The sequence below is a fragment of the Algibacter lectus genome (assembly GCF_900112395.1).
GTDB lineage: Bacteria > Bacteroidota > Bacteroidia > Flavobacteriales > Flavobacteriaceae > Algibacter > Algibacter lectus.
The window spans coordinates 194,566-216,550 of record NZ_FOLN01000004.1 but is presented as its reverse complement, the minus strand read 5'-3'; the positions used below and the strand labels follow the sequence as shown (position 1 = coordinate 216,550).

Here is a 21,985-nt window from a genome sequence, read left to right as displayed (position 1 = left end):
ATTCTTTTAAAAAGGAATATTATTTACTTGATAATCTTTCTATTTTTATACCATGACAAATCAAGAAAACATCATAAATAAAACAATTGTTTTTGTAAAAGAAAAACTTGAAGGAGCCGAGGGAGGCCACGATTGGTTTCATATAGAACGAGTTTATAAAAATGCGCTTTTAATTTCGAAAACGGAAAAAGTAAATGGGTTTGTTGTTGCTCTTGGTGCTTTGCTTCATGACATTGCAGATAGTAAATTTCATAATGGAGATGAAACTGTGGGGCCAAAAGTAGCTCGTGATTTTCTATCGAGGTTAAATGTTGATAACGAAACAATTCAGCATGTGGTTAATATTATCGAAAACATATCGTTTAAAGGCGGAAATATAGAGCAGAAGTTTACTTCTCCAGAATTAAATGTGGTGCAAGATGCCGATCGTTTAGATGCTATTGGAGCTATTGGTATTGCACGTTGCTTTAATTATGGTGGTTTTAAAAATAGAGCACTTTACGATCCGGAAATAAAACCAGATCTAAATATGAGTAAGGAAGCATATAAAAAATCGACTGCTCCAACAATAAATCATTTCTACGAAAAGTTATTGCTTTTAAAAGATAGAATGAATACAGAAACAGGAGAATTGGTTGCTGGAGAAAGACATGAGTTTATGCTTCAGTTTTTAAATCAGTTTGATAAAGAATGGGAAGGTGTTTTGTAAGTTAACTTGCTAATATTGCTTTTTATACTTTAATCTGTATGACTTTTAATGTTTGTAGGGTGTAATGTGTTCTCTTATGAAAAGTTATTTATATTTTATAATACTTGTCTTGTGTTTTAATCCAAAGGCATACTCTCAAACTGAATCTGTATTAAAGGATTTCGTAAATCCTTCTACGTTTTCGGATTTAACTCTAACTTCTCCTAACGGTGGTGAGTTTTGGCAAGTAGGAAAAATACCGAGTATTTCTTGGGAAAGCAATAATTTGAGTAACGATGTTACTTTAGAATATTCAATTGATGATGGAAGTACATGGACTAATATAGCAACTGTGTCAAATGTAACTAGTAGTTACGCCTGGAGCGTACCTAACGATGTGTCTAAAGCTGGTTTAGTGCGTGTTACATCGGGAACTTTAACAGATGCTAGTGATAGTGTCTTCGAAATTTCAGATGATGATTCAACCTGTAATATTGTTGTTATCGGATCTTCTACTGCGGAAGGGTTAGGAGCGTCTACAATAGAAAACTCGTGGGTGTATAAATATAATGAGGCTTTGTTTCAAAAGAATACAATGCTAAATGTTGTTAATTTGGGTTTAGGAGGGCTTACAACTTACGATTTGTTACCAACTGAATCTTCTACAGTATTACCTCCTGGAGTAACTATTAAAACAGATAGAAATATTACAAAGGCATTATCATATAATCCTATTGCAATTATTCTGAATTTACCATCTAATGATACTTATAATGGGTATTCAACTTCGACACAGCTAACTAATTTTGCAGAGATTAATTCCGAAGCAACAAATAGTTCTGTTCCTATTTGGATAACTACAACGCAACCTAGATACTTTTCTGAACTGGCGGATGTTCAAACTCAAATAGATGTTCGAGATGCTATTCTAAACACTTACACGGATAAGGCTCTTGATTTCTGGACGGATATCGCAGAAAACGATGGGACTATTTTATCTAATTTAAATAGTGGGGATGGCACGCATGTTAACGATGTTGGACATGGTATTTTATTAGATAAAGTAATGGTTGAAAATATTGAAGATTTAACGTCTGTAGGTGACCCATTAAACGATGATAGGGCCATTGGGGAAAACGTGTCTACTAAATTGCATCATAATCTACGTTAATAGAAGTGATAATTATTCATTCTTAATAATAAAAGATTTGCCTATTTTTCTACTGAATAATATGCTTAATTTCCTTTCGGTATTGTGAAGCACTCTTTCCGGTAATTTCATTAAACTGCTTATTAAAATGCGAGAAGTTATTAAATCCGCACTCAAAACAAACATCAGCAATACTCATTTGGCTTTCGTTTAAAAGCTTAGTAGCGTGTACAACTCTATATTCATTTACTAGCTGGGTAAATGTTTTTCCTGTAGTTTTTTTAAAGTAACGACAAAAAGCAGGAACCGTCATGCTTACTTCATTTGCAATATCATCTAAAGCGATATGCTCATTAAAATTGGCATTGATATACTTATATATAGTATTAATCTTATTACTGTCCTGCGGATTGGTTTCTAAGGCAATTCCGTCGGCATTTAACAAGGTATAATCATCTGTCTTAGATAAGTGGTTTAAAATTTCTAAAAACTTAATCATGCGCTTTAAACCGTCATGCTCTAAAAGTTTTTCAATTTTAAGTCCAATTTTCTTTTTAGTATCTATTTGAAAACGGATACCTTTTTTAGCACGTTCAAATAAAGCAACAATATTTGCCATTTCGGGCACTGTTAAAAAATCGTCACCTAAAAAATTAGAAGCAAACTGCACTGTAGTTTCAGTTCCGTTGGCTGTAAGTCTATCGGTAAACCCATTGTGTGGTAAATTAGCACCAATTAATATAAGTTGACTATTATTAAAGTAAGATAGGTGATTACCAATATGTGTTTTTCCTTGTCCCTTGTTTACATACACAAGTTCTAATTCAGGGTGAAAGTGCCAAAAAGCATTGTTTTTATCAGCTTTTTCACCGTGTTGCCTAACTAATATAGAGCTCCCGAAACTTGGGCTAATTTTTTCTAAGGTAGGTTTTTTAATAATCATAGGGGAATATTTGCTGCAAAATTACGACATATTATGCATACATTGTATATTTAATTACCTTTAATATGTGTTAAATTAACTTAACCCACTGTTAACACAGTATTAACAGATAATTTAGCACACAAATAGGTCAAAATTGATGTTTTCTTAAGCGTATTACCCATGTATCTTTGTACCGTTAGTTAGAATGAACGCCCAAATCATGAAAAACGCTATTACCATATCGAAAAAAATTATCTTATCAGCTGTGTTTTGCACAACGCTTTTAAGTAATGCTAGTGCAAGTAATAATATGCTTGTAGATAAGGATTTAGTTAAAACGGCGCTAACTATTAATAATGTAAAAGCTGGAAATTTATTATCTATTAAAGATGTAAACGGCATAACATTATATAAAGAGTTCATTGAAGAGTCTGGAGTTTACAGAAAAGGATTTGACTTAACGGCTTTATCAAACGGAAATTATATTTTTGAAGTTGATAAAGATCTTGAAGTAGAAATGATTCCTTTTACAGTTAGTAATAATAAGGTTGTTTTTAATAGAGACGCTGAGGTTACTATTTATAAACCATTTGTTAGACAAGAAAATGATGCTATTTATATCTCTCAGTTTTTGCCAGATTTTTCAAAAGCAAAAATTGAAATATATGCGAATTATAACGGAGAGTTAGAATTGCTACATGCAGATAAAATAGAAAACTCTCAGTTAATTCAAAAAGCATACAGACTTGAAAAAGGAAGTTACAAAATAATAATAAACTCTAATAATAGAGAGTATACAAAATTCATTAATTAGTTTAATGTCTTATTTAGTTTAGTTTAGTTGGTAAAGTGGGCTGTGGTGGCCCACTTTTTTTTGCTTTAAATTTAAACTACTAGATCTCAAGTTGTCTTCTTATTAAAACCAGAGAATCTATATTTTGCAAAAATTATCTTCAATATATTTTTTAAGACCTAAATGGTCTTTTTTTATTTTCAGCATATTTTGAATTTAAATAGTTTCTCTTAATAAGTGATTAATTTCATAATACTTGTATATACTGTTTTGTGCTTTTTTACCCTCAATGTATGCTATTTTAATTAACATTTTGTTGATGTAATAATAACGGTTAAAATAGCACAGAAAGTCATCAAAATCAATGCTTTGCGTTTGGTTGGTCTGTTGTATTTTTGACCTGTTGAACGTTACTAAAACCAATATTATGAAAAACGTAATTAAACATTCCAAAAAAATCCTATTAGCGGTTGCTATGTTAACTGTATTAGTAGGTAATGCAAAAGAAAAATCTTCAGCCTTAAAGAAAGGACTTATAAAAACTGCCTTAACACTTAACAATGTAAAGGAAGGTAATTTGTTATCAATCAAAGATCAGAACGGTATCACTTTATATAAGGAGTTAATTGTAGAATCTGGAACTTACAAAAAAGGATTCGATTTAACAGCTTTGCCAAATGGTGATTATTTCTTTGAAGTAGATAAAGATGTTGAAATTAAAACAATACCTTTTACTGTAAAAGCTAACACAGTGGTATTTAAAAAGAGTGAAGAAGTTACTGTTTTTAAACCATTTGTAAGAGAAAAAGATGGAGTTGTATTTATCTCTAAACTTTCTCCAAATTACGGAGCTTTAAAGGTGAATATTTATGCTAACTATAAAGGTGAGTATCAATTGCTTCAATCTGATAAGTACGAAAATTTACAAACTATTGAAAAAGCTTATAAACTTGAAAAAGGTAGCTACAAAATAGTTATGAGCTCGGATAATAACGAGTATATAAAATTCATTAATAATTAGTTTAATGTCTTATTTAGTTTAGTTTAGTTGACAAAGTGGGCCGTGGTAGCCCACTTTTTTTTGCTCTAAATTTAACTGGATTATAGTTAGGGTGTTCTAGGTTTTGTTTATTTCCTGTTTAGTTTTCTTTTTTATGAGGTGTGTTTTAGTTTTTAAAAATTCAGCCTCTTTTACTTCTCAATAATTATTTGTTTTAAGCATAATTAGGTTAAGGTTTTATAATTTTTAAAAGAGGCATATATGCGTGTTTAACCTCGATATGTAGTATTTTAATTCATGTTAATTTAATACAGTTATATTGGTTAAAATAACATATAATGTAGTCAAAATCAATGCTTTGTGTTTGGTTGGTCTGTTGTATTTTTGACATGTTGAACGTTGTTAAAACCAATATTATGAAAAACGTAATTAAACATTCCAAAAAAATCCTACTAGCAGTAGCTATGTTAACTGTATTAGTAGGTAATGCAAAAGAAAAATCTTCAGCCTTAAAGAAAGGACTTATAAAAACAGCTTTAACAATTTACAATGTTAAGGAAGGTAATTTGTTATCGATCAAAGATCAGGACGGTGTTACTTTATATAAGGAATTTATTGTAGAGTCTGGAACTTACAGAAAAGGGTTTGATTTAACAGCTTTGCCAGATGGCGATTATGTATTTCAAGTTGATAAAGAAATAGAAGTTAAAACTATTCCTTTTACAGTAAAGTCTAATAAAGTTGTCTTTAAAAAAGACGAAGAAGTTACTGTTTTTAAGCCTTTTGTTACAGAAAAAGATGGTTATGTGTTAATTTCTAAACTTGCTCCAGATTATGCAAGTTTAAAAGTGAGCATCTATGGTAACTACAATGGAACTTATGAGTTGCTTCAATCGGATAAGTTTGAAAACTTACAAACTATCGAAAAAGCTTATAAACTTGAAAAAGGAAGTTATAAAATTGTGATTAACTCAGATAATAATGAGTATACAAGTTACATTAACAATTAGTTAATGTCTTAATTTAGTTTAGTTGATAAAGTGGGCCGTGGTAGCCCACTTTTTTTTGCTTAAAACTTAACGAGTTAATTATAAAAGCTCGCCGGCTTTATATAGTCGGTTTTTTTTGCCTAATAGTTTTATTAAATATCTGCCAATTATATTGTGGTTCACTTTGGTACATGGTTTTATTAAAACACAATGGCTCCATAGTGTAAACCATTTAATTTACATGTATTTGCAATACTCCAATATTAGGTGTTTATATGGGGTTTTAACCTCGATATATGGTATATTAATTTAACATTATCTTGATGTAATAATAACGGTTAAAATAGTATATAAATACGTCAAAATCAATGTTTTGGGTTGGCTCGTTTGGTTGTATTTTTGACATGTTGAACGTTAAAAACACCAAATCATGAAAAACGTAATTAAACACCTTAGAAAAGGAATCTTAATGGTAACAATTTTTGCTACTACATTAAGTTTCGCGAATGAAGTTTCAGTTTTTACAATTAAAAATGAAGCCGACAAAACCTCACTAACTTTAACAGATGTTAAAAAGGGGAATCTTTTATCTATTAAGGATGAAAATGGCATTGTATTATATAAAGAATTCATACAGAGATCTGGAAGCTATACAAAAGGTTTCGATTTGACGGAATTGCCAAATGGAGCATATTTATTTGAAGTAGATAAAGATGTGGAAATTAGCACAATACCGTTTACAGTTGAAGCTGACAGCGTGACTTTTGATGAAGCTGGCGAAAAAGTAATTTACAAGCCTGTAACAAGAGTTGTAGGAGATTTACTTTATTTAACTAAGCTTTCTTTAGATGGAGCTCCTTTAGAAATTGATATCTATTTTGAATCTGATGAAGTGAATGGAAGCTCTGAATCTGTTTATTCAGAAAAAATTGAGAACTCTAAAATCATTGAAAGAGTTTACAAATTAGAGGATATTAAAGATGGTAAATTCGAAATAGTTTGTCATTCAGAAGGTAGAATCTTCACGAAAACAATTAATTAAGTTCTAACTCAACTTGATAAGGGTGAGCCGTAAGGTTCACCTTTTTTTTTGGAAAAAATCTAATAGATTAAGTTGTTGATGAGTGTAATAAAAAAAGGACAGCTCTTTTGGTAAAAGCTATCCTTAATATTTTTAGTTGAAAATTATTTCGAGAAGAATTATTCCCCCGGAAATTCAGCAGTGCGTTTCTGTAAAAAAGCAGTAGTTCCTTCTTTAAAATCTGCTGTTCCAAAACTTTTTCCGAATTGTTTAATTTCAGTTTTGTAACCATTTTTACCTTCTTCTAAACCTGCGTTTACCGCTTTAATAGCTTTTGCGATGGCTACAGATGAGTTTCTCATCATTTTATTTGCCATTTTTTCGGCTAACGGCATAAGTTCGGCTTGTGCTACTACATGGTTTACTAAGCCGTAATTTTTTGCAGTTTCAGCATCAATCATTCCGGCAGTCATTATCATTTCTAAAGCTCGACCTTTCCCTACAAGTTGGGGTAAACGTTGTGTGCCTCCATAACCAGGTATAACGCCAAGAGATACTTCTGGTAATCCCATTTTTGCATTATCGCTAGCAAGCCTAATATGGCAAGCCATGGCTAACTCTAGTCCGCCTCCTAAAGCAAAACCATTAACGGCTGCAATAACTGGAGTGCCTAAATTTTCTACATAATCAAATAGTATTTTTTGACCTTTAGCAGCTAGTTTGCCCCCTTTTTCTTCAGAGAAATTAGCAAACTCGCTAATGTCTGCACCTGCAACAAATGCTTTTTCTCCGCTACCAGTTAAAATAATTACTTTGGTGTTTTTATCTTTATCGGCTGCTTTAAAAGCCTCATGTAATTCTTGTATGGTATCTTTATTAAGCGCGTTTAGTTTTGTTGGGCGATTAATTGTGATTTGAGTTATACCGTTGTTGGTTTCGGTTAATATGTTTTCGAAATTCATAATATTTTTATGGTTTTTAAACTCTTGCTAATTTACGTTTTTTAAGAAAGATTATTTCTAAAGTTTTTGGAGTGTTCTGCTTTTTGTGGAAAAACAACTTTGAAAACAGCGCCTCTGTCTTGTTCAGATTCAAAAGAGATTGTGCCATTGTAGGTTTCTACAATGTTTTTAACCATGGCTAAACCAAGTCCCATGCCGCTTGTTTTTGTAGTGAATTTTGGCTCGAATAGTTTCTTTTTGTTTTCCTCTAAAACACCAGATCCGTTGTCGGATACGGTTAAAATAACATTATTGTTATTGGTGGCAACGTGTACGTTTATTTTTGGATCGTCTTTAATTGGCATAGCCTGTATAGCATTTTTAACCAAATTGGTAATTACACGAATAAGTTGCGTTCTGTCGAAAATGGCAATAATTTCTTCTTTTTCGGTTGTAAAATAAATGTAATGCTCATTAAAAATATCTAAAGCGAGTTTTACAATTTCTACGACGTTTAAAGTTTCATTTTGTTGTGCTGGCATTTTTGCAAAATTTGAAAATGCCGAGGCAATAGAACTCATGGTATCTATTTGCTGAATAAGAGTTTTACTGTATTCATCTAATTTAGAGTGGATGTTTTCATCTTCTGGGTTAAACTTGCGCTGAAAACTTTGCACAGTTAATCGCATTGGGGTTAATGGATTTTTAATTTCATGTGCTACTTGTTTCGCCATTTCTCGCCAAGCTTGTTCACGCTCACTTTTTGCTAACTGCACGGCACTTTCTTCTAGCTCATCAATCATGCTGTTGTAAGAGTTTACTAGAGTTGAAATTTCTTCGCTGGTGTCGCTTATTTCAATACGTTTATTCTGTTTTTCTAAACGTGTGGTATTTATTTTATCACTAATTTTTTTAAGAGATTTAGTAATGTATTTCGATAATAGAAAAGCAATGCCAACGGCCATAAGTAATACGAATAGGTAAGCGTAGATAATTCTAGATAAGAACTCATCGAGTTCTTTAGCTAGAAAATCATCATTTTCTAAATACGGAATATTTAAAATGGCAATAGGTTTCGATTTATTGTCGGTTACGTAAGTAAAAGAGGATTGAAAGGTTTGTCCATTTTCTATATGTTTATCTACATATCGATGGTCTGGCGTGTTGGATATGGCGTTTAAAACTTCGGCGCTTAAACATTTTTCTACGGCCGATTTTTGCAAACCAGCACTAGATGCTATGAGTAATCCACCATCTAAATCGTAAAGAATTATTTGTAGTTTGTGTATGTCTGCAATGTTATAAATTTCTTCTTTAAATATTATTGGGATGTTTTCTGTTTTTACTTCCCAGGTGTTTTGCCTACCGTTTAGTACGCGTTTTATGTGTGTTTTTGTGTTGAGCTCTTTTCGCTCTAAACGCTCGGTATGGTAATCTTTAGTTTCTTCTTTGTATTGGTAAATAGCGATGCCTGTAATAAGTACAGAGGCTAGTAAAACCAAGAGAATCATGGAGAGGAATATGCGGGTACGAAGTGATGGTTTTTTTATTTTCATTAATGCATTTGTAGTGGTCTAAATATAACAATAATCGCACCAAAGGATGCACGAGGTAACTTAAAAGTTGTTTTTGTAACGGAATTTGACGGTTGCGTGCGTTAGGGATTGTAGCGTTGTTGGAGCTTTTTTTGTGTTGTTGCACCTATTGCAACACAAAAAAGAGACTGCGGAAAGCCCGACCCTTTTCGGGGAACGCCCAAAGATTTATTAGATTTTGTGAATATGTGAAATTTGTAGGCTTATGTAACAAATTATTGTTAAGAGCTTCTAATATATAAGGGCGGTAATTATTATTTTTCTATTTTTGGAATAGTAATTGTAATTTATTGCTTGTTACAATAATTGTACATTTAATAAGTTACATGATATGATCTACATAGAGATGAAAAAAATACTACTTATATTATCGTTGGTTTTTGTTGCGCAAACTGGGTTTTCGCAAACTGAATCGGCTTTTGAAGATGGCGAATGGTTTAAGTTTAGGATGAGTTATAGCAATTGGTTAAAGGCTGGTAATGCCACGTTGGCGGTGCATGACGAGGTTTTAAACGGGAAACCTGTTTACCATGTTGTTGGTAAAGGTTGGACGACTGGCATGATTAAGTGGTTCTTTAAGGTGAAGGATAGGTATGAAACTTATTTTGATAAAGAGACTATTTTGCCATACAAGTTTATACGTAATATTGATGAAGGTGGGCATACTAAGGATTTAGAGATAGATTTTGATCAGAAAAACCACAAGGCGCACATTAACGATAAAAAGCATAATAAAAAAATAGTGGTTGATACTAAGCCGAATATTCAGGATATGGTGTCTACGTTTTACTATTTGCGTAATCACTTAGATACCGAAAATTTAAAAGTGGGTAGCGAGGTAAAGATTGATATGTTTTTTGATGAAGAAAATTATGGTTTTAAATTACAGTATTTAGGTGAAGAAACTATTGAGACCGATTTTGGAGATGTTGAAGCGTTAAAATTTAGGCCTTATGTTATGGCAGGTCGCGTTTTTAAAGAGGAAGAAAGTTTAACCCTATGGGTTTCGAAAGATAAAAATAAATTACCTTTGCGTATAAAGGCAGATTTGGCTGTGGGTTCGCTTAGAGCAGATTTAGACGCTTTTAGAGGGCTTAAACACCCTTTTAATGTTGTTGTTAAAAACTAATAAATTTTGAACTCTAAAATTACGGATCAAATTAAAGCTAAGTTTGATGCTATTGACCAAGATGTTGATGCGCATTTAGAAGGCTTGTTGCATAGTAAACCCATTAATTATTGGGATTATATACAAACCGATGCTTTATTAAATTTGCAAGTACAGCGTACTGTGTTTCCGGACGAGTTGGTTTTTATTATGTACCACCAAGTAAACGAGTTGTTGTTTAAAATGGTGCTTTCTGAAATGGATCAAATTGCCAAAAATGATACCATTGATACCGAAACATTTACCACTAAAATAATGCGTATTAGTCGTTATTTTGATGTGTTAACGTCTTCCTTTAGTATCATGAAAGATGGTATGGATGTGGAGCAATACAATAAGTTTAGAACTACGTTAACGCCTGCTAGTGGTTTTCAGAGTGCGCAATACCGTAAAATAGAATTTGCATCTACAGAGTTAATCAACTTAATTGATAAACGTTTTAGAGATACGTTTGATAAAAACTCATCTTACGAAAACGCTTTTGAACACCTGTATTGGCAAGCTGCTGGTAAGGATTACAAAACCGGGAAAAAAACGTACACATTATCTGATTTTGAAGGTCGATATAAGGACGAGTTTATTAGATTTACAAAATTCTATCAGCATAATAACTTGTGGAGCAAGTTTAAAGGATTGCCTAAAGCATCGCAAGAAAATAAAGATTTAATAAATGCCATGAGGCATTACGATTATACGGTGAATATTAAATGGGTTATGGCACATTATAATACCGCAAATCACTATTTAAATATTAACGGAAAAACTGCCGAGGCAACCGGAGGAAGTGAATGGGTGAAATACATGCACCCTAAATATCAAAAAAGAATATTTTTTCCAGATTTATGGACAGAGAAAGAGATACAAGAGTGGGGAACAAATATATAATTCTATTAGCATGCGCTGTGTTTTTTGCAAGCTGTAAAGACGATGCGAAGCAAAGTGATTTAGAGGAGCAGGATTTAGCTGTAATAGAAATGCCTGAAGAAAACTTTGAATTCGGGTTTAATCTAGACGATTTTATTGTGAAGCGCGATACTATTAAAAGTGGTGATACTTTTGGTAAAATTCTAGATCGTAACCATGTAACTTACCCAGAGATTTACAATATAGTAGAAAAAGCTAAAGATAGTTTTAATGTTAGAAGCTTGCGCCCGGGTAAACCTTACACGCTTTTGTGTGCTAAAGACTCTTTAGAAACACCAAAATGTTTTGTTTACCAACCAAATGTAGAAGAGTATATTGTGGTTAATTTTCAAGATTCTATTCATGCATATACAAGTAGAAAACCTATAAAGTATGTTGAAAAAACAGCAACAGGTATTATTACTAATAATATTTCACAAACTTTAGAAGAACAAGGGTTAAGCCAGCGTTTAGCTTATAAAATGGCCGATGAAATTTATGCATGGACCATAGATTTTAGGCGTTTGCAAAAAGGCGATCGCTTTAAGGTTATTTATACCGATAAATATATCGATGATACTATTTATGCTGGTGTGCAAGATGTAAAAGCAGCATACTTTGAACATAATAGCGAGCCTTTTTATGCTTTTGAGTTTGTTTCAGACACTGTAAATGGTATTAAAGATTATTTTAATGATGAAGCAAAAAATTTACGTCGTGCCTTTTTAAAAGCACCTGTTCAATTTAGTAGAATTTCATCGCGATATAATTTAAAACGCCGTATTGCGGTTTATGGTTTTAAATTGCGTCCGCATAAGGGGACTGATTTTGCTGCACCAATTGGCACACCTATTATGGCTACAGCAAATGGTACGGTAACGAAATCTGAAAAACGCGGAGGTAATGGTAATTATGTGAAAATACGCCATAATGCTACATACGAAACGCAATACCTACACATGAAAAGTCGTAATGTAAAACCGGGGCAATTTGTAAAACAAGGTGATGTTATTGGTTGGGTTGGTATGACGGGGAATACAGGTGGGCCACACGTCTGCTATCGTTTTTGGAAAAATGGTAAGCAGGTCGATCCGTTTAAGCAAAAACTGCCTGAAGCAAAAGGAATTTCCGATTCACTTAAAATAGAGTATCTAGAATTTATTTCACCTATAAAAAAGAAATTGGACGCTATTGATTTCTTAGAAGATGTTTTTGAAGATGATAAACTAGATCAACCAACTATAAAACAAAACACTAACGCAATATCATTTAACAATTAATAATCCTATGGCATTACCAAACATAAACCCCACAACAACTAAATCTTGGAAGAAATTACAAGCTCATTTTGAAGCAGTAAAAGATGTTCATATGAAAGATTTATTTGCTGAAGATAAAACTAGAGCAAATAAGTTCACTATTAAATGGGACGATTTTTATGTAGATTTCTCTAAAAATAGAATTACTGAAGAAACGTTAAAGTATTTATTAGAATTAGCTGATGATGTTAAGCTGAAAGATGCCATTAAGAGTCAGTTCTCTGGTGAAATAATAAACGAAACAGAAGGTAGAGCAGTCTTGCACACAGCGTTAAGAGCACCTAAAGATGCCGATTTTAAAGTTGATGGTGTTAATGTAATGCCAGAAATATATCAAGTAAAGCAAAAAATTGAAGGTTTTACAAATGAAGTTGTAAGCGGACAAAGAAAAGGTTACACCGGAAAAGCATTCACCGATGTTGTAAATATTGGTATTGGAGGTTCGGATCTTGGGCCAGCTATGGTGGTAGATTCTCTTCAGTATTATAAAAATCATTTAACAACTCATTTTGTGAGTAACGTAGATGGTGATCATGTCAATGAGGTTATTAAAAAATTAGATCCAGAAACAACTTTATTTGTAATTGTTTCTAAAACATTTACAACACAAGAAACATTATCTAACGCCAATACTTTAAAAGATTGGTTTTTAAAATCTGCAAATAGTGATGCTATTGCAAAACATTTTGTTGCCGTATCTACCAATATTGAAAAAGTACAAGGTTTTGGTATAGATGCTAATAATATTTTCCCAATGTGGGATTGGGTTGGAGGTCGTTTCTCTCTTTGGAGTGCCGTTGGATTAACTGTTAGTTTAGCTGTGGGTTATGATAATTTTGATAGCTTATTAAAAGGAGCTAACAAAATGGACGAGCATTTTAAAAATGAAGATTTCGAATCTAACATTCCTGTTGTTCTAGCATTATTAACTATATGGTACAATAATTTCTTTGAGGCAGAAAGTGAAGCCGTTATTCCATATTCTCAATATTTAAACCAGTTTGCTACCTATTTACAACAAGGTATTATGGAAAGCAACGGGAAAAGTGTAGATAGAAACGGAAATGCTATAGACTACCAAACAGGTACTATTATTTGGGGTGAACCTGGAACCAACTCGCAACACGCCTTTTTTCAATTAATACATCAAGGTACTAAATTAATACCGGCAGATTTTATTGGTTTTACTAAGTCGTTACATGGTAATAAAGATCATCAAGATAAATTAATGTCTAACTTTTTAGCGCAAACGGAGGCGTTGCTAAATGGTAAAACAGAAGCAGAGGTTGTTGCAGAAGGAACAAACGAAGCCATAACACCGTTTAAAGTGTTTAAAGGAAATAAGCCAACGAACACTATTTTTATAAATAAATTGTCGCCAGAAAGTTTAGGGAAACTTATTGCAATGTACGAACATAAAATATTTGTACAAGGAATTATTTGGAACATTTTTAGTTACGATCAATTTGGGGTAGAGTTAGGGAAACAGCTAGCATCTAAAATTTTACAAGAATTTAACGGAAGCGTTACAAATGAACATGACTCTTCAACTCAAAATTTATTGAATTATTATAACCAATCTGAGTAAAACGATAGAATATTCTTATAGAAAACGTAAAAAGGCCTTAGTATTTTAAATACTAAGGCCTTGTTTTTTGTTAAAGTTGTTAAATTTCTTAACATTTACTTAATATTGGCCCGCAATTTATACGTATTTTTGCACCGACTAATTTCAAATAATTAATACATAATTAAAATTATGAAAAAAACAACAAATTATTTATTACTAACTGTGGCACTGTTGTTCAGTACAGTTATTATGGCACAAAGTACTATTACTGGTACTGTCTTGGAACAAGGTATCAACATGCCTCTTCCTGGTGCTAATGTTGTCGAGAAAGGTACGACCAACGGAGTTGTAACAGACTTTGATGGAAATTTCACTCTTAAAACAAAATCGAGTTCAGGTGAAATTATAATTACTTACGTAGGTTACACCTCTAAAACAATTTCTTTTTCTGGAGATTCATCTTTAAAAAATGTAACGTTAGAGCCTAGTCAAGTAGGTTTAGAAACAGTTCAAATTATTGCATCTGTGGCGGTTGATAGAAAAACGCCTGTTGCTGTATCTACAGTAAAAGCAGCAGATATTGAACTTAAATTAGGAACACAAGAGTTTCCTGAAATTTTAAAATCTACACCAGGTATTTACACTACTAAAACAGGTGGTGGATATGGTGATGCTAAAACAAGAATTAGAGGTTTTCAATCTGAAAACGTTGCTGTTATGATTAATGGTATTCCTGTTAACGATATGGAAAACGGAGCTGTTTACTGGTCTAACTGGGCTGGTTTAGGTGATGTTACTTCAACTATGCAAGTGCAAAGAGGTTTAGGTGCTTCTAAAGTAGCTGTACCTTCTATTGGAGGAACAATTAATGTAATCACAAAAACAACAGATGTTGAAGAAGGTGGTAGTGTATTTACGTCTATCGCTAACGATGGTTACGAAAAATATGGTCTTACATACTCTACAGGTGTAAATGATAAAGGTTTTGCTGCAACAGTTTCTGCTGCTCAAACTAGTGGTAATGGTTATGTAGATGGAACAGAATTTACTGGTGTTTCATACTTTGTTAACTTATCTAAAGAAATAAACGATTTTCATAAACTTTCGTTTACAGCTTTTGGTTCAAAGCAACGTCATGGTCAAAGACAAAACAGACAATTAATTTCTACTTTTGAAAACAGTGAAAGAGGTAGAAAATTTAATGCAGATTGGGGTTATAAAGATGGTCAAGTTTTACACCAAGAAGATAACTTTTACAACAAACCACAAATGTCTGTAAATCATTACTGGACATTAAGTGATAAAACGTCTATCTCAACTGTTGCTTATGCCTCTTTTGGTACTGGCGGTGGTGGTGGAACCGCTGGAGATAATAAATTTACTTTCGATAGTACAGGATATAGTGAATATAGAAATGGTCTTTACGGAACCATTGATTTCGATAAAATTGTTGACGAAAATATTGCAAATGGAGCGAACGGTTCTACAACTGCTTTAAGAGCTTCTAGAAACGACCATAACTGGTACGGAGTGTTATCAACTTTAAAAACAGATTTAACTGATGATATAGTTTTATTAACAGGTCTTGATTACAGAAACTACAAAGGAATACACTTTTCTGAAGTAACAGATTTATTAGGTGGTCAATATTTACAAGAAGATGATGATGTTGTAAATAACCCAAATCAAATACTTAAAGTTGGAGATAAAAGAAGTTACTATAATGATGGCTTAGTAGGTTGGTTAGGTGCTTTTGGACAAATAGAATATGATGTAAACGAAAACTTTAATACGTTTTTATCTGCGGCATTATCTAACACCTCTTACAAGAGAGTTGATTATTTTGGTTATTTAGATACAGATCCATTACAATCAACAGATCGTTATAATTTCTTAGGTTTTAGTACAAAAGGTGGTGCTAACTATCGATTAGATAACAACCATAATGTATTTATGAATATTGGTTATTTTGAAAAAGCTGCTGATTTTGATGCTGTTTTTCAAGAATTTGATAATGAGCATATCAATGAGAATGCTGAAAATCAAAAAATATTTAGTTTTGAATTAGGATATGGTTTCAGAAGTGAAAAACTTACTGCTAACGTAAACGTTTATAGAACAACTTGGAAAGATAGAACGGAAACAGCTTCTTTTCAACAGCCAGATGGTACAAATGCATTTGCTAATATTTTAGGCGTAAACGCAATTCATCAAGGTGTTGAGTTCGATTTTATTTATAAAGCTACCGATAAATTAAATGTTACAGGTATGATGTCTTTAGGAGATTGGAGATGGGATAACAATGTAACAGATGTTCAAATTCTTGATGAAGATCAAAACTTAATAGAAACTGTAGATCTTTTCATAGAAGATTTACATGTTGGTGATGCTGCTCAAACAACATTAGCGTTAGGTTTAAACTACAAGTTAACACCAGATACAAGAGTTGTTCTAGATTATAATTATTTTGGAAACCTTTATGCAGATTTCGACCCTAGTGAAAGAGGAGAACCAGGTGATGATGCTTGGAAATTACCAGATTACGGATTGTTTGATGCTGTTGTAAGTCATGGTTTCAAATTTGGTCCTTTCGATGCTACTTTAACAGGTCGTATTAACAATGTGTTCGATACAGAATACGTAACAGATGCTTTAGATGGTACTGCTGATACAGCACTAGTGTATTTCGGTACAGGTAGAACATTTAGTATTGGAGCAAAACTTAAATTTTAAAAAATATTCAAAATGAAAAAAATAATATATTATTTATTAGTTCTAGGAGTAGTCTTTACAGGATGTAATCCTTTAGAAGATATTACTGATGATATTCAAGAGCGCGATATAGAAGGTGTTGATTTTATTAAAGGTGTAGAGCAATATACTTTTACTGATGAGGATTATGAAATCTATGAAGGTGAATTAGATTCTATAGCTTATTTTTTAAATCAAGATCTTGCCGATTTAGTTATTCCAGATTTCTTAGCAAATAAGTACCCAGTTTGGGGAGAGGGATCTTTAGTAAATGTTGGATATAATCTTTATAGCCCTACGTTACTTGAAACAATGAGTACTACCGAAACTTTAGCTGGTTTATCTGGTATCGAGGGATATTTAAGTTCAAATTATGAAACGGCTTTAAATGGAACATTTGTAGAGTTAACATATAATGCTGAGGTTTTAGCTTATGAATTATCTAGTGCTGATTTTGAAACTATTGGAGCTGCTTTAGCTGATAAATACCCGAACCCTGCAGATAATGCTGCAAGTTATGGGAATTTTGGTAGATGGGATTCTAGTAGTTCTTATTGGTCTGATGATATGATATTAGAAGCAATGGATGCGCTTTTAGCAGGTAAATATGCTGCTGGTCAAGTGGTTTCTGTTTCTTTCGCAACTTATGGACCTTCAAGTTCTGAATCTGTTACGTTACAATATAACGGAAGTAAATTTATAAACTTAAACGTTGAAGTAACTGCTGCAACTGGAACAGAGTATACGCTTTCAAGTACAGATATTGATGATATTGCTGCAGCATTGGCCGTAACATATTCTGGTCCTGCTGAAAATTTAGGTACTTTTTATAGTTTTGATGTGAGGTCTACAAGTGATAATTACTGGAGTCAAGAAATGATTTTAGAAGGTTTAAATCTTGTTTTACCAGCAACAACAGAAGGAGGTCTTTATGTTGTAACTTATGCTATTTATAACGGCTCTGCTACAACTCAAGTTTTGACTCTTAAATACGAATCTGGAGAATATGTTGTAAACCCAGCAACTATTACCGAAGTTACAACTATAGTAGCGAAAAATAATGGAGATTGGGAATTCCCTTATGTTTTCTCTAGTGCAGATTATGATTTGTTAGGTGAATCTTATGGTAACTTTGATTCAGGATCTATCTACAAATTAGAGATTTTCTTAGAGTCTTTATATCCTTATGCTCAGGCTGGAGATGTTTCTACTGTTCAATATAGGTATTATAGTAGTGGTGCAACAACTACTAAATATGGATCTAGTGTTTTTGATGGTGATAAATGGGCTTTACCTCAAGATATAATTGAAACTTCATTCCAATATGGTTTTGAAGATGGTCAGTGGGTTCCAGATAACACAATTAATTACTCATTACTAGCTGCAGACATTACTTTAATTTCTACTGCACTAATAGAAGATTATCCTGAGCCAGCAGATAACTTAGGATTCTTTAAAAGTTTTGATAGAAGAGATACTAGTGATACCTACTGGGATGATGAGACACTATTAGAGGCTCTTAATGTTTTATTAAACGCAAGAGATTCTGGAGCAGAAGAAGGACAAAAATATGCTGTATCTTATGTAGCATATACAGGTGCTACGGTAACAGAAACTCAGTATGTAGTTAAAACTGACGGAGTTTGGGTATACCAATAATAACAATACTTTAATTAAATAATAAGAAAAAACCTCTCACTTTATGTCAGAGGTTTTTTTTGCTAAACTTTTTTATTATGAAATATTTATATCTATTTTTATTTGTAATGTTTTTTGCTTGTAGCGGAAGTGATGATAGTGCGGCTATAGAGCCACCTGTTGCAACTAATGATGCTGCAAGTACACCAGAAAACACACAAGTAATAATAAATGTGTTAAGTAATGATGTACTTACAAATAGTGCAGAACTTACCGATTTCGATGCCGTCTCTGCAGAAAATGGAGTTATTACGGAAATCTTAAATAAACTTATTTATACACCTGCTGATAACTTTAGTGGCACAGATACGTTCACTTATACTATTTGTAATAGCTTAAGTACGCCAATTTGTGCAACAGGTACGGTTACGGTTACAGTTACGGATAATGGCACTGCACTGGCTGTAGACGATGCTTTAGAAGTTTTAGAGAGTACAACTACTGTACTTGATGAGTTATTAGATAATGATACTATAGTAGACGGTGCGGAATATGAGTCTATAGACACAACTTTAACTAATGGAACTGTTGTTTTAAATGATGATGGTACAATCGGTTATACTGCTATGAATGGATTTGTTGGAGAAGACACATTTACATATACCATATGTGATAATGATGTAAACCCAGAGTGTTCTACAGCTACTGTTACTATTACTGTTTTAGACGAAGGAACCCCAGAAGCAAGTGACGATACTTACTCTGTGGTTTTAGATTCTTCTTTAAATATCTTTAATGTTCTATCTAATGATGATATTATTGATGGAGCATTAATAACGGATACTGATGATTCGTTGACACAAGGTGCTATTACTTTAAATTCAGATGGAACAATACGCTATACACCTCAATCTGGTTTTGAAGGCACCGATACGTTTACCTATACTATTTGTGATAATGATGTACCAACAGCGGAATGTTCTACAGCAACTGTTACAGTAACGGTTTTAAAATCTATAGATTTTAATATAGCTTCTAGTTTAGGTGATTATTACGATGGTGTTATTTTTACAGAAGATGCCGATTTAATGTTCGATCAAATTTCTGCACATACGCAAGATATGCACACGGTAATATTAAGTTATACGCAACGACATGATTATTTATATAATGCCGATGCCGATTTATCAAATCAAGATAATGTGATTTTAATGTATACAGGTGAAAGTAGATATTGGGAGGAGTATACTTCTGGAAATAATCCATATGCAACACAAACTTATAACACAGAACATATTTTTCCACAGTCTAGGTTAAGTTCAGACATAGCTGTTTCAGATTTACACCATTTAAGATCTGCCGATGCAACTGTTAACAGTGATAGAAGTAACTATCCATATATCGATGGAAGCGGAACTAATAAATTAATTGGAGAAGCTTGGTATCCTGGTGATGACTGGCGTGGTGATGTTGCCCGAATGGTAATGTATTTAAACATTCGCTACGGAGAGGATTTTGATAAAGTTGGTGGTTTAGAGCTTTTTAAAGCATGGAACGTTGCCGATCCAGTATCAGCCTTTGAAGAACAACGTAACAACGTAATTTATGCCGCACAAGGCAATAGAAACCCTTTTATTGATAATCCATACATAGCCACTTTAATTTGGGGCGGTACGACTGCAGAAAATAAATGGGAATAAGAATTATTCTAATTTAGAAAAACTTTTAAACCGCTTCAATCGAAGCGGTTTTTTTGTGAATTATAATTACTATTTTTGCATCTATAATTAAAACAAAACATTCATGTACAACATTGTATTATCACTCCATTCCTATTGGGCATATTTAGTGCTTATTGTATTATTAATAGCTGCTGTAAGTGCTGTTATAAAAACAATAGGAGATAAAGAATATGAAAACAACGATTTTAGAAGATCATTATTCACATTAATAGTATCTCATATTCAATTATTAATTGGTCTTGTGTTGTACTTTGTATCACCAAAATTTTTGTTATGGGGCGAGTTAGGCGGAAAAGTAATGAGTAACTCTATGGCGAGATTATACCTTGTTGAGCACCCGTTTATTAATATTATCGCAGTGGCTTTAATTACAATTGGTTATTCAAAACATAAAAAGAAATTAACTTCAAAAGGGAAGTTAAAAACAATAGCAATCTTTTATAGTATTGCGTTATTATTGTTTTTATCAAGAATTCCTTGGAGTACTTGGATGTAGATTAAAAGTATATCCAAAATAAAATATAGTCAGACCTTTCAAGTTATTTAATTTGAAAGGTCTTTTTTTTTTTTTTTTTGAATTTGTGAAATCACTTGAGTCGAGCTAAGTAATAGAAGTCTATTTTCTCATAACTTGATTTTCATTCTTCATCAACTTCCTTAATCAAATAAACATAAACCGGGAAGTGATCGCTAAAGCCGTTATTAAAGCCATGATATCCAAAGCTTCTTAACGGGTAACCTTTATAAGCGCCAAGTTTAGTAATAATGTAATTTTTGTTATAAATACCAGCTTTATAAAATTGAAATGAAGTGTAATCTTTCTCTAAAAATGGTTTGGTTACCATAATTTGATCGAATAAACTCCAAGAATCTCTATAAGCTGTTGTGCCCATACCATCTTTAAAGAAATTTATATATGGATTGTAAATACCTTTTAATCCCAATTTTTTCGTTGGCTTAGCTTTTAAAACTTTTTTAACGCTAGCATTGTTTGGGTTATCATTTAAATCGCCCATAATAAGCACTTTTGCATACGGATCTATAGTTTGTAAAGAATCTAATAAACGTTTATTTAATTTAGCTGCAGCCACACGTTTTGGTCTACTTTTAGCTTCACCACCACGTCGGGATGGCCAATGATTTACAATAAGGTGGATGGTTTCTCCTCCCAGATTCCCACTAACCAATAATTGTTCTCGGGTATAAACGCGTTTACTCGTTTCTGGATCGTAAATTTTCAACTCATGAGAACTCGTGCTTATCGGCGTAAATGCATTCTTCTTGTAAAGTAGTGCAACATCAATTCCGCGTACGTCTGTAGAGTTATAATGCACAATACCATAATCTATATCAACTAATAGCGAATCGTTTACTAAATCTTCTAAAACGGCTTTATTTTCAACTTCACAAACACCAATAATACTTGGTGCGGTATTTGTAACACCTTTTCCAATATCGGCAAGAACTCGTGCCATATTCCTTATTTTTTTCTTATAAACAAGACCTCTGTTAGTTTTTAATTCCATCATTGGGCTGTATTCATCTAATTTGTTCGGGTCGTTTATGGTATCAAATAAATTCTCTAGATTATAGAAAGCAACTGTGTGGATTTTAAATTTTTTATCCTGAGCATTTGTATTTAAAAAAGCTAATAAAAGCAATGATGTAAGCGCGAATTTTAAACAATTTTCACTTTTAAATAAGAATGAAACTACATGGGTTTTGTAGCTAAATTGAAATGTAACTGCTTGAAATTCTTTTAAGTATTTAACTGTCAATTGATTGTTTTTTA

18 protein-coding genes are annotated in these 21,985 nt (G+C 32.6%); 14 read left to right on the top strand and 4 right to left on the bottom strand.

What is annotated here, in order from left to right:
- Positions 1-52 precede the first annotated feature (52 nt).
- Positions 53-709: an HD domain-containing protein gene (locus BM246_RS09405; protein WP_074937419.1), complete on the top strand. Its 657-nt coding sequence runs from the start codon at positions 53-55 to the stop codon at positions 707-709.
- 76 nt (positions 710-785) lie between these two features.
- On the top strand, positions 786-1,859 hold the full coding sequence (locus BM246_RS09400) for an SGNH/GDSL hydrolase family protein (RefSeq protein ID WP_042503968.1): 1,074 nt from the start codon (positions 786-788) through the stop codon (positions 1,857-1,859).
- Between the two features lie 49 nt (positions 1,860-1,908).
- On the opposite strand, the gene BM246_RS09395 is transcribed toward BM246_RS09400, so the two are convergent.
- On the bottom strand, positions 1,909-2,781 hold the full coding sequence (locus BM246_RS09395) for an AraC family transcriptional regulator (protein ID WP_042497782.1): 873 nt from the start codon (positions 2,779-2,781) through the stop codon (positions 1,909-1,911).
- 202 nt (positions 2,782-2,983) lie between these two features.
- Between BM246_RS09395 and BM246_RS09390 the strand changes: the two genes are divergently transcribed.
- From BM246_RS09390 to BM246_RS09375, 4 genes are all read left to right on the top strand, one after another.
- Complete coding sequence (locus BM246_RS09390) at positions 2,984-3,577, top strand: hypothetical protein (RefSeq protein ID WP_042497781.1); 594 nt, start codon at positions 2,984-2,986, stop codon at positions 3,575-3,577.
- Positions 3,578-3,983: 406 nt separating this feature from the next.
- A complete protein-coding gene (locus BM246_RS09385) occupies positions 3,984-4,577 on the top strand; it encodes a hypothetical protein (RefSeq protein WP_042497778.1) in 594 nt (197 codons plus the stop codon).
- A gap of 395 nt (positions 4,578-4,972) precedes the next feature.
- Complete coding sequence (locus BM246_RS09380) at positions 4,973-5,566, top strand: hypothetical protein (RefSeq protein WP_133967862.1); 594 nt, start codon at positions 4,973-4,975, stop codon at positions 5,564-5,566.
- Between the two features lie 409 nt (positions 5,567-5,975).
- Entirely contained in the window at positions 5,976-6,587 is a 612-nt protein-coding gene (locus BM246_RS09375) for a hypothetical protein (RefSeq protein ID WP_052415282.1), read from the top strand.
- Positions 6,588-6,745: 158 nt separating this feature from the next.
- Here BM246_RS09375 and BM246_RS09370 read toward each other — a convergent pair whose 3' ends face one another.
- The gene (locus BM246_RS09370) at positions 6,746-7,528 is read right to left on the bottom strand and encodes an enoyl-CoA hydratase/isomerase family protein (RefSeq protein ID WP_074937413.1); all 783 of its coding nucleotides are present in this window, start codon (positions 7,526-7,528) and stop codon (positions 6,746-6,748) included.
- Between the two features lie 41 nt (positions 7,529-7,569).
- Positions 7,570-9,063 carry a sensor histidine kinase gene (locus tag BM246_RS09365; RefSeq protein ID WP_042503964.1) on the bottom strand — a complete coding sequence of 498 codons (1,494 nt, stop codon included), beginning with the start codon at positions 9,061-9,063 and terminating at the stop codon, positions 7,570-7,572.
- A 385-nt stretch (positions 9,064-9,448) separates the two neighbouring features.
- Here BM246_RS09365 and BM246_RS09360 point away from each other — a divergent pair, with 385 nt between their 5' ends.
- The 8 genes from BM246_RS09360 to BM246_RS09325 all read left to right on the top strand — a co-directional run bounded on the left by BM246_RS09360 (position 9,449) and on the right by BM246_RS09325 (position 20,689).
- Positions 9,449-10,231, top strand: coding sequence for a DUF3108 domain-containing protein (locus BM246_RS09360; protein ID WP_042503962.1), 783 nt, complete (start codon positions 9,449-9,451; stop codon positions 10,229-10,231).
- 6 nt (positions 10,232-10,237) lie between these two features.
- A complete protein-coding gene (locus BM246_RS09355) occupies positions 10,238-11,155 on the top strand; it encodes a tryptophan 2,3-dioxygenase family protein (protein WP_074937410.1) in 918 nt (305 codons plus the stop codon).
- Positions 11,113-12,453, top strand: coding sequence for a peptidoglycan DD-metalloendopeptidase family protein (locus BM246_RS09350; protein ID WP_042497765.1), 1,341 nt, complete (start codon positions 11,113-11,115; stop codon positions 12,451-12,453). Before BM246_RS09355 ends, BM246_RS09350 begins: the two co-directional genes overlap by 43 nt.
- Before the next feature lie 7 nt (positions 12,454-12,460).
- A complete protein-coding gene (gene pgi / locus BM246_RS09345) occupies positions 12,461-14,080 on the top strand; it encodes a glucose-6-phosphate isomerase (RefSeq protein ID WP_074937407.1) in 1,620 nt (539 codons plus the stop codon).
- A gap of 171 nt (positions 14,081-14,251) precedes the next feature.
- Positions 14,252-16,795, top strand: coding sequence for a TonB-dependent receptor (locus tag BM246_RS09340; RefSeq protein ID WP_074937403.1), 2,544 nt, complete (start codon positions 14,252-14,254; stop codon positions 16,793-16,795).
- 12 nt (positions 16,796-16,807) lie between these two features.
- Entirely contained in the window at positions 16,808-18,472 is a 1,665-nt protein-coding gene (locus tag BM246_RS09335) for a hypothetical protein (RefSeq protein ID WP_074937400.1), read from the top strand.
- A 77-nt stretch (positions 18,473-18,549) separates the two neighbouring features.
- Positions 18,550-20,151: an Ig-like domain-containing protein gene (locus tag BM246_RS09330; RefSeq protein WP_074937397.1), complete on the top strand. Its 1,602-nt coding sequence runs from the start codon at positions 18,550-18,552 to the stop codon at positions 20,149-20,151.
- A gap of 103 nt (positions 20,152-20,254) precedes the next feature.
- Complete coding sequence (locus tag BM246_RS09325) at positions 20,255-20,689, top strand: hypothetical protein (protein WP_042497757.1); 435 nt, start codon at positions 20,255-20,257, stop codon at positions 20,687-20,689.
- Positions 20,690-20,831: 142 nt separating this feature from the next.
- Here BM246_RS09325 and BM246_RS09320 read toward each other — a convergent pair whose 3' ends face one another.
- Positions 20,832-21,971, bottom strand: a complete 1,140-nt coding sequence (locus BM246_RS09320; protein ID WP_317042977.1) for an endonuclease/exonuclease/phosphatase family protein — start codon at positions 21,969-21,971, stop codon at positions 20,832-20,834.
- Positions 21,972-21,985: the final 14 nt, after the last annotated feature.

What these genes read in the sequence shown, in the direction of transcription:
- BM246_RS09405 (WP_074937419.1), top strand. Translation starts at nt 53, where the DNA reads ATGACAAATCAAGAAAACATCATAAATAAAACAATTGTTTTTGTAAAA.
- BM246_RS09400 (WP_042503968.1), top strand. Translation starts at nt 786, where the DNA reads ATGAAAAGTTATTTATATTTTATAATACTTGTCTTGTGTTTTAATCCA.
- BM246_RS09395 (WP_042497782.1), bottom strand. Translation starts at nt 2,781, where the DNA reads ATGATTATTAAAAAACCTACCTTAGAAAAAATTAGCCCAAGTTTCGGG.
- BM246_RS09390 (WP_042497781.1), top strand. Translation starts at nt 2,984, where the DNA reads ATGAAAAACGCTATTACCATATCGAAAAAAATTATCTTATCAGCTGTG.
- BM246_RS09385 (WP_042497778.1), top strand. Translation starts at nt 3,984, where the DNA reads ATGAAAAACGTAATTAAACATTCCAAAAAAATCCTATTAGCGGTTGCT.
- BM246_RS09380 (WP_133967862.1), top strand. Translation starts at nt 4,973, where the DNA reads ATGAAAAACGTAATTAAACATTCCAAAAAAATCCTACTAGCAGTAGCT.
- BM246_RS09375 (WP_052415282.1), top strand. Translation starts at nt 5,976, where the DNA reads ATGAAAAACGTAATTAAACACCTTAGAAAAGGAATCTTAATGGTAACA.
- BM246_RS09370 (WP_074937413.1), bottom strand. Translation starts at nt 7,528, where the DNA reads ATGAATTTCGAAAACATATTAACCGAAACCAACAACGGTATAACTCAA.
- BM246_RS09365 (WP_042503964.1), bottom strand. Translation starts at nt 9,063, where the DNA reads ATGAAAATAAAAAAACCATCACTTCGTACCCGCATATTCCTCTCCATG.
- BM246_RS09360 (WP_042503962.1), top strand. Translation starts at nt 9,449, where the DNA reads ATGAAAAAAATACTACTTATATTATCGTTGGTTTTTGTTGCGCAAACT.
- BM246_RS09350 (WP_042497765.1), top strand. Translation starts at nt 11,113, where the DNA reads ATGGACAGAGAAAGAGATACAAGAGTGGGGAACAAATATATAATTCTA.
- pgi (WP_074937407.1), top strand. Translation starts at nt 12,461, where the DNA reads ATGGCATTACCAAACATAAACCCCACAACAACTAAATCTTGGAAGAAA.
- BM246_RS09340 (WP_074937403.1), top strand. Translation starts at nt 14,252, where the DNA reads ATGAAAAAAACAACAAATTATTTATTACTAACTGTGGCACTGTTGTTC.
- BM246_RS09335 (WP_074937400.1), top strand. Translation starts at nt 16,808, where the DNA reads ATGAAAAAAATAATATATTATTTATTAGTTCTAGGAGTAGTCTTTACA.
- BM246_RS09330 (WP_074937397.1), top strand. Translation starts at nt 18,550, where the DNA reads ATGAAATATTTATATCTATTTTTATTTGTAATGTTTTTTGCTTGTAGC.
- BM246_RS09325 (WP_042497757.1), top strand. Translation starts at nt 20,255, where the DNA reads ATGTACAACATTGTATTATCACTCCATTCCTATTGGGCATATTTAGTG.